We start from the raw sequence: 13915 nt of genomic DNA, 5'->3' as shown, positions 1-13915 counted from the left end.
GCCCGCTTGCGCTGCCTGGCCGGCCTGGCTCGCGGGGCCGCCGGCCGCGTCGCGCGTTCCCGCGTTGGCGGCCGGCGCCTGGCCGCGGGCGGCGTCGCCGGCGGGCGCGTCGTCGGCGGCTGCCTCCGGCGCGCCTTCGCCGTCGGCCCACAAGGGCGCCTTGCCGGCGAGGGCCGGCGCGGTATCGGGGTATTGCGCCAGCAGCGTCAGGATCGTGCGCGCGGTCTGGCCCAGGATGGTGGGGGCCGAGCCGGTGATGTCCGCGCTGAGAAAGCGCGCGCGCGTGGCGGCGTTCAGCTCCGCCTTGTCGACGATTTCCTGGATGGCCTTGCTTTGCGGGCCTTGCTGGGAAACCGCGCCGTCCCCTTCCGCGCCGATGTCGACGGCGGTGCCCGGCGGGGTGACGGCGTCCAGGCGAGTGGTGTCCTTGCCCTGCTGCGCGAGCTGGGTGCCGAGGACTGCGTCCAGCCGCTGCACCAGCAGCGAGCTGAGCGCGGTGGGACCGACGCTCATAGGGCGCGCGCCTTGGTGCCGGCATAGGCGCGCAAGGCGCCTTGCTGGCGCTTCATGCGGCCCAGCAGTTCGCTCATGCGCGCGAGCTCGGGCATGGCCAGGTCGCGCGTGTGCGCGTCGTTTTCGAGGATCTGGACCAGCATGTCGTGCTTCTGGCGGCGTTCGTCATCGTCCAGCAGTTCGCCGACGCCGATGTGGCGCAGGCGTTCTACGGCCTCGCAATACGATAGTCCGTGAGTCAGGACGCTGTTCCAGTCTTCTGTCCGCGCCGCGTTGAGCATCGAGGCCGTCACGGCAACGATCTCCCGATAAAGCTCCAGTATCTGCGGGGAAGGGGAAGTCATAAGAGACCTTGTGCCGGTCGGCAGTGTTGCTTGGTGTGATAAAAACGTGTCTGCCTAGACCGGGCGGTCCACCGCGGTTTGCCAGGCGTCCTGCAAGTCGGCCAGAAGGCGGTCGGCGGTGTCCAGCGCGGTCGTATCGCCCTTGATGTTGGCGGTGACCAACTGGCGCAGGATGTAGTCGTAGAGGGCGTCGAGATTGGCGGCCAGCTCGTCTTCATGAGGATTCGCCAGAGCCTGCTTCAGGCCTTCGTCGACCAAGCGCATGGCGTGCGTGATGGCTTTGGCGCGTTCGGGAACGTTGCCTTCTTCCAGGTGATGCCGGGCCTGGCCGATGGCTACCCGCGCGCCGCTGTACAGCAGGGAAATGAGCCGTTCGGGCGAGGCGCTGAGAACCTGGGTTTCCAGGCCTACGTCCTTGTATGAACGGACTGAGTAGGTTGCGTCGGGACGGCGGGATGCGTAAGCCATAATTGGATCAGGAAGTCGACTTGGTCAGCGCCGCAAACTGTTGGGTTAGATAACTGCTGGTGCTGTTCATTTGCGCGACAAAGGAGTCCAACGCCACGAACTTGGCGCGCAAGGTGGCGATATCGGCGTCGATATGGTCCTTGGTGCTGTCGTAGTTGTCCTGTAGCGAGTCGTATGTTGACTGCAGGCCGTCGGTCCGGGCAGAGATAATGCCGCCGGTCTGCAGGATCGAGGTGGTGGTGGTGTTGAACGCTGTTCCCAAACCGCTGCTGCCGAACAGCAGTGTCTTCACGTCGTCCGAGTTGTTAACCAGCGCTTCGGTCATCTTGTTGACGTCCAGCTTCAGCGTGCCGTTCTTTGCGTCGGTGTCGGTGGTGATGCCGAGGTCGGCCAGTGAGCTAATGGCGCCGCCGTTGTTGGTCACGCGCAGGGCTTGCGCCAGCATGGTCTGGATGCCGCGGATCGTGCCGTCGCCGGTCAACACCGAACCAGTCTCGGACGACGTGTCGAAGGCAGTCGCGGTAGCGATCTGCGAGGCCACGGTGTTGTAGGCCGTGACGAAGTTCTGGATCGCCGTGGCCTGGGCCGTCGTGTCGGTGGTGATGCGCAGCGTGCCGGCCGTGTCCGTCTTCTCGGTCAGCGTCAGCGTGATGCCGTCGATGGCCGAGTCCACGGTGTTGGACGCGCTGGTCACGGTGATACCGTTGATTTCGACTACTGCATCGGTCGCTGCATCGCCCACGCGGGTTACTTTGGAGTCGGTGACGTCGCTGCCGTAGTTCAACGAGGTGGCCAGCGTATCGTTACCGGTCACGGAGATTCCCGTCACGGCCGCTTTGGTGCCCGTCGTGCTGGAGGTCAGCATCAGGTAGCTGTTGCCGTTGCCGTCGCTGATGATGGAGGCCTTGATGCCAAGCTTGCTGTTGCCGTTAATCGTGCTGGCGATGCCGTTGAGCGACGTGTCCGAGCCAAGGTCGACGCTAGCGGTGGTAGCGCCGTCTCCCGTACCCAGGGTAACGGTAAGCGTCCCGCCGGTGCCATTTGCGAGCGTTCGGCTAGAAAATGCCTGTGTCTGCAGGGTTTCGGTGGTGGCCAGCGAGTCGACCTTCACGCTGTACGTGCCCGTCACAGCGCTCGCCTTCGCAGTCGCGGTGAAGCCGTCGCCGGTCACGGTGGCCTTGGCGGCATTGTAGGTGTCGGCGCTACTTAGGGCCTGGGCGGCAGTCTGCAGCGCGGCGATCGAGCTCTTGATCGTCCCGTAGGCGGTGATCTTGCTCTGAATTTCGCTCTGCTGGGTCTGGATATTGGTAAGGGCGACTTCCTCGTTGTCCTGCAGCTTGTCCAGAATGCCCTGCAGATCGAGATTCGATCCGGATCCCAGCGAGGTGACGGCGGGAAGGGTGCTGCTGGAGGTGGAGCTGGTGGTAGCCATGCGAGGTTTCCTTCTTACGGTGCGTATTTTTGCAAATTCCCGGAAATGCTTATGCGCCGGGAAAACGGCATAACTGGGTCCTGTTTGGCGCTTTCGCGCCCGCTGGCGGGGAAAACGTCCGGCTCAGGCGGAGGTCTTGATGGCCGAGCCCTGGAACTCGGTGATCATCTTGGCGATCTGCAGGACGGTTTCGCTGGGGATGGTCTTGATGGTGTCCCCGGTTTTGCTGTCCTTGATCGAGATCACCACGCGCTGGGTGTCCTGGTCGATCGAAAAGGACATCTGGGTGGACCAGGCGTCCATCTTCTCGTTCAGCTTCTCCAGCGCCTGGTCGATGGGCAGCTTGCTGGCGCCCTGGTCCGAGGTGACGGTATCCGTGCTGCCGTCCTTGGCGGTGGCGCCGGCGGGCAGCACCGATACGGTCGCGTCGACGGGAGCGGCAGGCGAGGGAGCCTGGACGGGCGTTGCGATGGCTTGCTGCACGGGCAGGGCCGCGGTACCAATAGGGCTGACAGCCATAAAGACTCCACTTACACACTGCGTCGTCGACGCGTTGATCTGGTTTTCCGTTCCTGATAACGGCATGCTGAACGGGAACTTTAGGGGGCGGGGCGCCTGTTAAAATCCGCCAGCCTCAAATTCGTTACGTCCTCATGTCGCCGATCACCAAACCGGATGCCGCCAGTTCCCTGCCCGAATGGCTGGCCTATATCGAAGCGCTGCATCCCAAGACCATAGAACTGGGCCTGGAGCGCTCGCGCCGCGTGGCCGAGCGCCTGGGCCTGTCCCTGGATTGCGTGAAGATCGTCGTCGGCGGCACCAACGGCAAGGGGTCGACCTGCGCCATGCTGGAGGCCATATTGCTGGCCGCCGGCTACCGCGTCGGCCTGTACACCTCGCCGCACCTGATCGATTTCAACGAGCGCGCCCGGGTCAACGGCGAAATCGCCAGCGACGCCGCCCTGGTCGAGCAGTTCGTGGCGGTCGAGGCCGCGCGCGGCGAGGTATCGCTGAGCTACTTCGAATTCACCACGCTGGCCATCCTGCGCCTGTTCGCCGGCGCGCGGCTCGACGCCGTGGTGCTGGAGGTCGGCCTGGGCGGGCGCCTGGACACCGTCAATATCGTCGACGCGGATTGCGCCATCGTTACCAGCGTGGACCTGGACCATACCGACTGGCTCGGCGACACGCGGGAAAAGATCGGCTACGAGAAGGCCCATATCTACCGCGCCGGCCGGCCGGCCATCTGCGCCGATCCGGTGCCGCCGCAGACCCTGCTGGACCATGCCGCCGCCATCGGCGCGGATCTCTGGCTGTTCGGCCGCGACTACAACTATTCCGGCGACCGCCAGCAGTGGAGCTACGGCGGGCGCGGCCAGCGCCGCGCCGCGCTGGCCTACCCGGCCCTGCGCGGCGCCAACCAGTTGCTCAACGCCTCCGCCGCGCTGGCCGCCCTGGAGGCCTTGCGCGAGCGCCTGCCGGTGCCGCAGCAGGCGGTGCGGCAGGGCTTGCTGCAAGCGTCGCTGCCGGGCCGGTTCCAGATCCTGCCGGGCCAGCCCACCGTCATCCTGGACGTCGGCCACAATCCGCACGCCGCGGCGGTGCTGGCCCAGAACCTGGACAACATGGGTTTCCACCCGTACACCTACGCGGTCTTCGGCATGCTCAGCGAAAAGGACGTCGCCGGCGTGGTGGCCAAGCTCGCCGGCCGTTTCGACCACTGGTATTGCGCCGGCCTGCCCGGGCCGCGCGGCGGCAGCGGCGAGGCGCTGGCCGAACGGGTGCGCGAGGCCTTGCCCGCCCCCGCCCAGGGCGACGAGGCGGCCGGCATTTCGGCCTGCGCCGACCCGGTCGAGGCCTATGCCCAGGCGCGCGCCCGGGCGGGCGAGGGTGATAGAATCGTGGTATTTGGATCGTTCCTTACCGTGGCTGCCGTGCTCCAGTCGCTGGGCCGGAAATCCTAATCCGGCAAACGCCTTGAAATACGCGTTGCCGCCTCGAAATACGGCTTGATTGGATACGGCTTGGTTCCGCACGCCGTGTGCGCCGACTGCAAGGAATTAGCTCTTCATGGGTTTGTTTACACGGAAAGACCCCGCCCCCGACGCTTCCGCGGGCAAGCCACGTCCCTCCGTATCCAGCGAAGCGCAGGCCGCGCAATTGCGTGCGCGGGCTCGCAGGCGCCTGGCCGGCGCGGTTGCGCTGGTGCTGGCGGCGGTCATCATCCTGCCCATGGTGCTCGATTCCGAGCCGGCCCGCGTCAGCGACGACATTCCCGTCCGCATTCCCGATCGCGGCGCGCCTTACCAGCCGCCGGTCTCCGATCCCCAGGCGGCCCAGCCGCCGGCGGCGGACGGCAGCCAGGGCGGCGCCGCGCAGCCGCCCGCGCCCGCCAACGGCGCCGCCGCGGGCAATCCCCCCGCCGCCAACGGTTCGCAGATCGCCGCCGCGCCGCCCGTGAGCGAACCGGCGCCGCAGCCGCCGGCGCGCCAGCCCGCGCCGCGGCCCGAAGCGCCGCGCCCCGAGCCCGCGCGTCCGGAAAGCCACCCGGCGCCCGCGCGCCCCGAATCGCGGCCGGAAGCCCGCACCGAGACCAGGCCGGAGAACAAGCCCGCCGCCAAGCCGTCCGACGTCCAGCGCACCGACGACGGCGCGCGCGCCATGGCCTTGCTGGAAGGCCGTTCCGTGCCCGCGCCGGCGGCCGCGCCCGCCAGGCCGGCCGACACCAAGGGAAATTTCGTGCTGCAGATCGCCGCCTACACGTCGCAGGCCGATGCCCAGGCGCGCCGCGACAAGTTGCATGCCGCCGGCGTGACCAATGCCTTCCTGCAGGAGACGACGGCGGGCGGCAAGCAGCAGTACCGCCTGCGCGTCGGGCCGTTCCCGTCGCGCGAGGCCGCGCAGGCCGCCCAGGCCAGATTGCGTACGCTGGGCTATGACAACGGCTTCATTGCTGCGCAGTGACCGGCTTCGATTTCGTCGTGATGGCGATCCTGGCCGTTTCGGCGGTGCTGGGGTTGGTGCGCGGCCTGCTCAAGGAAGTGCTGTCGCTGCTGGCCTACGGGCTGGCGTTCGTGGCGGCCATCTGGTGGGGCCCCACGGTATACGGCTGGCTGGCCGGGATGATCGAGACCACCATGCTGCGCATGGGCGTGGCGTATGCGGCGGTCTTCATCGTGGTGCTGCTGCTGGTCGGGCTGGTCAACATGACGCTCGCGGCCCTGATACGCACCACCGGCCTGACGCCGGCGGATCATGGATTGGGCGCGTTGTTCGGCCTGCTGCGGGGCCTGCTCATCGTGCTGGTGCTGGTGGCCCTCGCCGGCTATACGCCGCTGCCGCAGGAGCCGTGGTGGCGCGACGCGATGTTTTCTCATGCGGCCACAGAAGCCGTCATACATACCAAGGGCTGGCTGCCGCCGTCGCTGGCGTCATTGCTGCCTTATTGAATGCGTTCGAACGACACATCGACTGAACGCGGTCGGATCAACAGGAAATTGCCATGTGTGGAATCGTAGGTGTCATGGGGCGCGGCCCTGTCAACCAGTTGCTCTATGACAGCTTGCTGCTGTTGCAGCATCGCGGCCAGGATGCGGCGGGGATCGCCACCGCACAGGGCAACCAGTTCAATATGTACAAGGCGCACGGCCTGGTGCGGGACGTTTTCCGCACCCGCAACATGCGCTCGCTGCCGGGCAACAGCGGCGTCGGCCAGGTGCGCTATCCCACCGCGGGATCCAGCGACTCCGAGGAAGAGGCGCAGCCGTTCTACGTCAACGCGCCGTTCGGCATCATGATGACGCACAACGGCAACCTCACCAACTGGCGCGAGCTGCGTGAATCGCTGTTCCGCGTCGATCGCCGCCACATCAACACCAATTCCGATTCGGAAGTGCTGCTGAACGTGCTGGCGCATGAGCTGCAATCCTCCGCCAACGGCGTGTCGCTGGACGACGACGCGATCTTCCGCGCCGTCGGCGCCGTGCATCGCCGCGTCAAGGGCGCCTATGCGGTGATCGCGCAGATCGCCGGCTACGGCCTGCTGGGTTTCCGCGATCCCAACGGCATCCGTCCGCTATGCCTGGGCCGCATGGAAGGCGACGAGGGCGTGGAGTGGATGCTGGCGTCCGAATCGGTGGCGCTGGAAGGCAGCGGCTTCAGCTTCGTGCGCGATATCGCGCCCGGCGAGGCCGTCTTCATCGACCTGGACGGCCGCATCGTCAGCCGCCAGTGCGCCGAGAACGCCCAACTGGTTCCCTGCATTTTCGAGTACGTGTACTTCGCCCGTCCCGATTCGCTGATGGACGGCGTCTCGGTCTACGACGCGCGCCTGCGCATGGGCGAATACCTGGCCGACAACGTCGCGCGCCGCCTGCGTCTCGGCGATATCGACGTGGTCATGCCCATCCCCGATTCCTCGCGTCCGGCGGCCATGCAACTGGCAGCCCGCCTGAACCTGGACTATCGCGAGGGCCTGATCAAGAACCGCTACGTCGGCCGCACCTTCATCATGCCGGGCCAGGCCGTGCGCAAGAAGTCGGTGCGCCAGAAGCTCAACGCCATCGGCATGGAGTTCAAGGGCAAGAACGTGCTGCTGGTGGACGACTCCATCGTGCGCGGCACCACCAGCCGCGAAATCGTCGACATGGCGCGCGCGGCCGGCGCCAACAAGGTGTTCTTCGCCTCGGCGGCGCCCCCGGTGCGTTTCCCCAACGTGTACGGCATAGACATGCCGACGCAGAAGGAACTCATCGCCACCGGCCGCACGGACGAGGAAATCGCCCGCACCATCGGCGCCGACGCGCTGGTCTACCAGGACCTGAACGATATGCAGCAGGCGGTGCGCGACCTGAATCCGGCCATGGCGCGCTTCGAGGCGTCCTGCTTCGACGGCCAGTACGTCACCGGCGACATCACGCCCGAATACCTGGAGCGCCTGCAACAAAGCCGCGACCAGGGCAGCGGCGAGGAGCACGGCGGCCTGCAGTTCAACATGGGCTACGCCGCCAACGACGGCTGATCGGGATCGGGCAGGGCGGCGCTGCCGCCCGTCCGTCAGGCGCGCTTGAGCAGCGCCGCCAGCGACAGCAGCGCCAGGATCACGAACAATCCCAGGCTCCACAGGGCATACTCCACGCCCAGGACCTTGACCACGGCGTCCGCGCAGGTGGCGTAGGCGCCGAAGACCTGCGGCAGCAGCGTGTCCAGCCCCAGGCTGGCGATGAAGCGGTCGGCGAAGGTCTGGGCGCAGGACAGCAGCTTGGACGCCACCGTGTACTGGTAATAGGCCGCCCATATGCCGCAGGCGGACAGCGCCAGCCCCAGCAGGGCGCCGAGCCGGCGCAGCACGCCGCCGCCCAGCGCGGTGAGCAGGCACACCACCCCCACCACCAGGTAGATCAGGCGTTGCAGCACGCAATAGGCGCAGGGCTGCATATCGAACGCGTATTGCGAGACCAGGGCCACGCCGACGGCGGCGAAGGACAACAGGGCAATCAGGATCAGCAAGCGTCGGTTGGAGGCGAACATGGGGTTCCTACGTCGGGGTGAGGCCAGGGCCCGTCAGGGTCCTGGAGGGCAATGCCATAAGAGCGCCGAAAGCGCCCGGAGTTCCAGCAGTGGGTCAGGCGGCCGCCTTCTGCGCATTGTCGCCCGCGAGGGCTTCCAGTATGTCGTGCTCGAACCGCATTTGCGAGCGCGGCCGCTCCAGCGCCGAGCCTTCGAGGATGAAGACGTCCTCGACGCGGTCGCCCAGCGTCATCACCTTGGCCATCTGCAGATTGACCGCGTGGCGCGCGAACACGCGCGCCAGGGCGTGCAGCAGGCCGGAGCGGTCGGTGGCGGTCACCTGCAGGCGCCACGACTGGCTGCGTTCGTCGGGCTGCAGTTCGACCTGCGGCGGCACCGGGAACATGCGCGACATGCGCGAGAGCCGCGCGCGTCCGTACATCGCGCCCTGCGACGCCGCGGGCTGCGCATCGGTCCGCGCTTCGCGCAGGCGCGCCGCCAGTTCGTGTTCGACCAGCGTGGCCTGGGCGCGCAGGTCCTGCTGCCCCTCGGGCAGCAGGACGATGAAGCTGTCCAGCGCGTAGCCGTGCCGCGTGGTGTGGATGCGGGCGTCCTGGATGCTGAGCGACTTGGCGTCGAAAAAGCCGCAGATCACCATGAACAGGTCCGGCACGTCGCGGGTGTAGACCATGACCTGGAGGCCTTCGCCCTGTTCGGTGGGGCGCGCCTTGACCACGGCCTCCTCCGGCGCGGGGCGGTGGTAGAGATGGCGCGTATGCCAGGCGATGTCGGAAGCGTCGTGGCGGAGGAAGTAGGCCACGTCCAGTTGCTTCCAGAACGCTTCGCGGGCGTCGTCGCGCAGCCCGCCCAGGCGCGTCAGCCGCGCGGCTTCGGCCTTGCGGTCGGTGAGCACCGTGTGGGCGTCGGCCTGGCCGCCGCCCAGCGCGCGCAGGGTCAGGCGGTAGAGGTCCTCCAGCAGCTTGCCCTTCCAGGCGTTCCAGACCTTGGGACTGGTGCCGCGGATATCGGCCACGGTCAGCAGGTAGAGCGCCGTCAGGTGGCGTTCGTCCTTGACCGCGGCGGCGAACTCGCGCACCACCTCGGGATCGGACAGGTCGCGCTTCTGCGCGACCGTCGACATCAGCAGGTGCTGGCGCACCAGGAACTCGACCAGTTCGGCGTCGGCCGGCGCCAGGCCGTGTTCGTGCGCGAAGCGGCGCACGTCGCGCGAGCCCAGTTCGGAATGATCGCCGCCGCGGCCCTTGGCGATGTCGTGGAACAGCGCGGCCACGTAGAGCAGCCAGTGGTCGTCCAGCTCCGAAATCAACTGGCTGGCGAGCGGATATTCCTGCGCGTGCTCCGGCATGGTGAAGCGGCGCAGGTTGCGGATGACCTGGAGGGTGTGCTGGTCCACGGTATAGACGTGGAACAGGTCATGCTGCATCTGTCCCACGATGCGCCGGAACACGGGCAGGTAGCGGGGCAGGATGTTCAGCATGGTCATGCGGCGCAGCTCGTGCACGATGCCCGCCGGCTGCTGCAATATCTGCAGGAACAGCTTGCGGTTGACCGGATTGCGGCGGAACTGCGCGTCGATGCGGTCGCGCGCATGCCAGATGGCGCGCAGCGTGCGCGCCGACATGCCCTTGAGTTCCTGGTGCTGCTGCATGGTGAGGAAGGCGCGCAGCAGCAAGGTGGGATTGCGCTCGAAGGCGTCGTCGCGAATGATGTCCAGGCGGCCGTGCAGGCTGCGGAAATCCTCGTCGATGGCCTGCGCGTCCTCGGCCGGGCGCGGGAACAGCCGTTCCTCGATGTTCTGCACCAGGATGGTGTTGAGCTGCGTCACCAGGCGCGCGGCCCAGTAATAGCGCTGCATCAACAGCTCGCTGGCGCGCCGCGTGGCGGTGGCCTTGATGCCGTAGACCTCGGCCAGGGCCGGCTGCAGGTCGAACAGCACGCGGTCCTCGCGGCGCTTGGCCAGCAGGTGCAGTTCGATGCGCAGGCGCTTGAAGGCCTGCTCGGCCCGGCGCAGGTTGCGCGCCTCGGACGCCGTGAGCAGGCCCGCGTTGGCGACCTCGCGCCAGCTTTCGCCGAAGCCGGCCGCGCGCGCCATCCACAGGATCACCTGCAGGTCGCGCAGGCCGCCGGGCGATTCCTTGCAGTTCGGCTCCAGCGCGTACGGCGTGTCCTGGTAGCGCGCATGGCGCTGCTGCATTTCGATGCGCTTGGCGCGGAAGAACTTGGCGGGGTCCAGGCGCGCGTGCATGGCGGCCTCGAACTGCCGGATCAGCGCGCGGCTGCCCGCCAGCCAGCGCGACTCCAGCAGCGCGGTCTCGACCGTGATGTCGGCCTGGGCCTCGCGCTCGCAGTCCTCGATGGTCCGCACGCTGTGGCCCGGCTCCATGCCCAGGTCCCAGAGCGCCGCCACCAACTGGCCGATGGCGCTTTCGTCGCGCTCGGACGGCGCGTGCGGCAGCAGGATGAGCAGGTCGACGTCGGAATAGGGGTAGAGTTCGCCGCGCCCGTAGCCGCCCACCGCCGCCAGGGCGGCGCCGGCGGGCAGGGGGCATTGCTTGACGAGCTCGCGCAGCGTGTGGTCGGTGATGCGGCGCAGCTCGTGCAGCAGCGTATCCGGCCGTTCGTGCGCGCGGAAGGACTCGATGGCCTTCTGCCGGCTGTCACGCATGCGCTCGCGTAGCGCGGGGATGTCCGGGGCGGTCATGGCTGCGGATGAGGGATCAGGCGGCGGGCAGGGCCACGGGTTCGGCGATGAAGGCGGGCGGCGCCGGCATGTCGGGCGACACGGTCAGCACCTCATAGCCGGTTTCCGTCACCAGCACGGTGTGTTCCCACTGGGCCGACAGGCTGTGGTCGCGCGTCACCACGGTCCAGCCGTCGGAAAGCTGGCGGATTTCGCGGCGGCCCGCGTTGATCATCGGCTCGATGGTGAAAATCATGCCCGGCACCAGCTTCACGCCGCTGCCCGGCTTGCCGTAGTGCAGCACCTGGGGGTCTTCATGGAAGCGCCGGCCGACGCCGTGACCGCAGAATTCGCGCACCACGGAATAGCCCTTGCCCTCGGCGTATTTCTGGATGGCATGGCCGATGTCGCCCAGGGTGGCGCCGCCGCGCACCTGCTGGATGCCCAGCCACATGCATTCGTAGGTGGTGTCCGTCAGGCGGCGCGCCAGCACGGAGGGCTCGCCCACGTAGTACATGCGGCTGGTGTCGCCGAACCAGCCGTCCTTGATGATGGTGACGTCGATGTTCACGATGTCGCCGTTCTTCAGCACCTTGTCGCCGGGAATGCCGTGGCAGACCTGGTGGTTGACCGAGGTACAGATGGCGCCGGGGAAGGGCGGGTAGCCGGGCGGGGCATACCCTACCGTGGCCGATTTCGCCTGTAGCGTGTGGTTGACGTAGTCGAGCGCCAGGCGATCGAGCTCGCCCGTGGTGACGCCCGGCTTGACAAACGGGGTCAGATAATCGAGTACGCGTGCGGCGCCCTGGCAGGCCAGGCGCATTTTGTCCAAATCGGCGGGGTCGGTGACTATGCCCATGTATCAGCTTGAGTTCGGTCTGCGAAAAATAGTAGAATTATAGGCTTACCCGAAAAACCAAGGGTAAGAGAGAGCAGAAGTAGAAGTGCAAGTAGTAGCGAAGTAGAAGTGCAAGTAAGTAGTCGGGAGGCGTTGAAGGGTCCGGATCCGTTGATTAGACCCCTAATACGTTACCCATTCAAATCGCGTGCTGCCGCCACCCAGGGTGTCGGAGGCGAGGTCAGTCCAGGTTGGCAAACCCGGACCCCGCCGTCGATACAGGCGCAGCGCAAGACCCAACCCTCGGAGCGAACATTATGTCCCTCATGCGTGAAATGCTGGAAGCCGGTGTCCACTTTGGCCACCAAACCCGTTACTGGAACCCGAAGATGGCGCAGTACATCTTCGGTCAGCGTAACAAGATTCACATCATCAACCTGGAACAGACGGTCGCCAAGTACCAGGAAGCCACCAAGTTCGTGAAGCAACTGGCTGCCCGCGGCGGCAACATCCTGTTCGTCGGCACCAAGCGCGCCGCCCGTGAAATCGTCGCCGGCGAAGCCGCCCGCGCCGGCATGCCCTACGTCGACGCCCGCTGGCTCGGCGGCATGCTGACCAACTTCAAGACGGTCAAGACCTCGATCAAGCGCCTGAAGGACATGGAAACGGTCGTGGCCGACGGCGGCGCCGAGCGCATGATCAAGAAGGAAGGCCTGCTGTTCCAGCGCGAACTGGACAAGCTGAACAAGTCGATCGGCGGCATCAAGGACATGAACGGCCTGCCCGACGCCCTGTTCGTCATCGACGTCGGCTATCACAAGATCGCCATCGCCGAAGCGCGCACGCTGGGCATCCCGGTCGTGGCCGTGGTCGACACCAACCACTCGCCCGACGGCATCGATTACGTCATCCCCGGCAACGACGACTCGGCCAAGGCGATCGCGCTGTACGCCAAGGGCATCGCCGACGCCGTGCTGGAAGGCCGTGAGCAGAACCTGCATGGTCTGGTCGAAGGCGCCGGCGAGGAAGGCCAGGAAGAATTCGTGGAAGTGCAGGACGGCCAGGCCTAAGCCGCCGCGTCGTCCAGGACGGCCAGGCGTCCCCGCGCCGCCGCCGCGATGCCGGGCGCGAGCCCGGCCGCGCCTCCCGCAGCAAACCCACATGCCCCGGCCCGCCGGGGCGTGTTTTAGACAGAATGGAGCAAAGCATGGCTGAAATTACCGCCTCGATGGTCAAGGAACTGCGCGAGAAGACCGACGCGCCCATGATGGAATGCAAGAAGGCGCTGACCGAAGCCGAGGGCGACCTGGCCCGCGCCGAGGAAATCCTGCGCGTCAAGCTGGGCAACAAGGCCAGCAAGGCCGCCTCGCGCGTCACCGCCGAAGGCCTGATCGGCCTGTTCATCACGCCCGACGCCAAGCAGGGCGCCGTCATCGAAGTCAACTGCGAAACCGACTTCGTGGGCAAGAACGCCGACTTCGTCGAATTCGTCAACAAGCTGGCCGAACTCGTCGCCGTGAAGAACCCGGCCGACGTGGCCGCGCTGTCCGATCTGCCCTTCGGCGAAGGCACCGTCGAATCGACGCGTTCCGCCCTGGTCGGGAAGATCGGCGAAAACATCTCGGTGCGCCGCTTCAAGCGCATCGAAACCGGCGACAAGCTGGCCAGCTACGTGCACGGCGGCCGCATCGGCGTGCTGGTCGAGTTCAGCGGCGCGGACAGCGTCGGCAAGGACCTGGCCATGCACATCGCCGCCACCAAGCCCAAGGCCCTGAACGCCGACGGCGTGCCGGCGGCGGACATCGCCACGGAACGCTCGGTGGCCGAGCAGAAGGCCGCCGAATCGGGCAAGCCGGCCGACATCGTCGCCAAGATGGTGGAAGGCTCGGTGCAGAAGTTCCTGAAGGAAGTCACGCTGCTGTCGCAGCCCTTCGTCAAGAACGACAAGCAGTCCGTCGAGCAGATGCTGAAGGCCGAAAACGCCAAGATCTCGCAATTCGCCCTGTTCATCGTGGGCGAAGGCATCGAGAAGAAGGTTACCGACTTCGCGGCGGAAGTGGCCGCGGCGGCGGCGGGCACCGCCTGACAGGCGCATAGTCCGGCTTTTCGCG

The 13915-nt window shown here is 66.8% G+C and carries 13 protein-coding genes and 1 pseudogene; 6 read left to right on the top strand and 8 right to left on the bottom strand.

Annotation, left to right across the window (positions count from 1 at the left end):
- The 5 genes and pseudogenes from CAL29_RS32020 to CAL29_RS16200 form a co-directional block, all read right to left on the bottom strand.
- A pseudogene (locus tag CAL29_RS32020) lies at positions 1–513 on the bottom strand (flagellar hook-length control protein FliK); the annotation flags it as partial.
- The gene (locus CAL29_RS16215; protein ID WP_094853988.1) at positions 510–857 is read right to left on the bottom strand and encodes a flagellar protein FliT; all 348 of its coding nucleotides are present in this window, start codon (positions 855–857) and stop codon (positions 510–512) included. The pseudogene CAL29_RS32020 and the gene CAL29_RS16215, both read right to left, overlap by 4 nt.
- Before the next feature lie 54 nt (positions 858–911).
- On the bottom strand, positions 912–1325 hold the full coding sequence (gene fliS, locus CAL29_RS16210) for a flagellar export chaperone FliS (protein ID WP_094853987.1): 414 nt from the start codon (positions 1323–1325) through the stop codon (positions 912–914).
- Positions 1326–1332: 7 nt separating this feature from the next.
- Entirely contained in the window at positions 1333–2757 is a 1425-nt protein-coding gene (gene fliD, locus CAL29_RS16205) for a flagellar filament capping protein FliD (RefSeq protein WP_094853986.1), read from the bottom strand.
- A 123-nt stretch (positions 2758–2880) separates the two neighbouring features.
- Positions 2881–3276, bottom strand: a complete 396-nt coding sequence (locus CAL29_RS16200) for a flagellar protein FlaG (protein WP_094853985.1) — start codon at positions 3274–3276, stop codon at positions 2881–2883.
- 134 nt (positions 3277–3410) lie between these two features.
- On the opposite strand from CAL29_RS16200, the gene folC reads away from it, so the two are divergent.
- From folC to purF, 4 genes are all read left to right on the top strand, one after another.
- Positions 3411–4721 (top strand): bifunctional tetrahydrofolate synthase/dihydrofolate synthase, encoded by a 1311-nt coding sequence (folC, locus tag CAL29_RS16195; protein ID WP_094853984.1) that lies wholly within the window; start codon positions 3411–3413, stop codon positions 4719–4721.
- 106 nt (positions 4722–4827) lie between these two features.
- Positions 4828–5721, top strand: a complete 894-nt coding sequence (locus tag CAL29_RS16190; protein ID WP_094853983.1) for an SPOR domain-containing protein — start codon at positions 4828–4830, stop codon at positions 5719–5721.
- On the top strand, positions 5718–6206 hold the full coding sequence (locus tag CAL29_RS16185; RefSeq protein ID WP_094853982.1) for a CvpA family protein: 489 nt from the start codon (positions 5718–5720) through the stop codon (positions 6204–6206). The genes CAL29_RS16190 and CAL29_RS16185 overlap by 4 nt, the downstream gene beginning before the upstream one ends.
- Positions 6207–6259: 53 nt before the next feature.
- Positions 6260–7777, top strand: coding sequence for an amidophosphoribosyltransferase (purF, locus tag CAL29_RS16180; protein ID WP_094853981.1), 1518 nt, complete (start codon positions 6260–6262; stop codon positions 7775–7777).
- A gap of 35 nt (positions 7778–7812) precedes the next feature.
- Here purF and CAL29_RS16175 read toward each other — a convergent pair whose 3' ends face one another.
- From CAL29_RS16175 to map, 3 genes are all read right to left on the bottom strand, one after another.
- Positions 7813–8286, bottom strand: coding sequence for a disulfide bond formation protein B (locus CAL29_RS16175; RefSeq protein WP_094853980.1), 474 nt, complete (start codon positions 8284–8286; stop codon positions 7813–7815).
- Positions 8287–8380: 94 nt separating this feature from the next.
- Positions 8381–10987 carry a [protein-PII] uridylyltransferase gene (locus CAL29_RS16170; protein WP_094853979.1) on the bottom strand — a complete coding sequence of 869 codons (2607 nt, stop codon included), beginning with the start codon at positions 10985–10987 and terminating at the stop codon, positions 8381–8383.
- 16 nt (positions 10988–11003) lie between these two features.
- Entirely contained in the window at positions 11004–11825 is an 822-nt protein-coding gene (map, locus tag CAL29_RS16165; protein ID WP_094853978.1) for a type I methionyl aminopeptidase, read from the bottom strand.
- 296 nt (positions 11826–12121) lie between these two features.
- On the opposite strand from map, the gene rpsB reads away from it, so the two are divergent.
- Together rpsB and tsf are read left to right on the top strand one after the other, a co-directional pair.
- On the top strand, positions 12122–12874 hold the full coding sequence (gene rpsB / locus CAL29_RS16160; RefSeq protein ID WP_094853977.1) for a 30S ribosomal protein S2: 753 nt from the start codon (positions 12122–12124) through the stop codon (positions 12872–12874).
- A 137-nt stretch (positions 12875–13011) separates the two neighbouring features.
- Positions 13012–13890 (top strand): translation elongation factor Ts, encoded by an 879-nt coding sequence (tsf, locus tag CAL29_RS16155; protein ID WP_094853976.1) that lies wholly within the window; start codon positions 13012–13014, stop codon positions 13888–13890.
- The last annotated feature ends 25 nt before the right edge of the window (positions 13891–13915 follow it).

Source organism: Bordetella genomosp. 10 (assembly GCF_002261225.1).
Taxonomy (GTDB): Bacteria; Pseudomonadota; Gammaproteobacteria; order Burkholderiales; family Burkholderiaceae_B; genus Bordetella_C.
The sequence above is the reverse complement of the archived record's forward strand: the minus strand, read 5'-3'. Positions and strand labels throughout refer to the sequence as shown.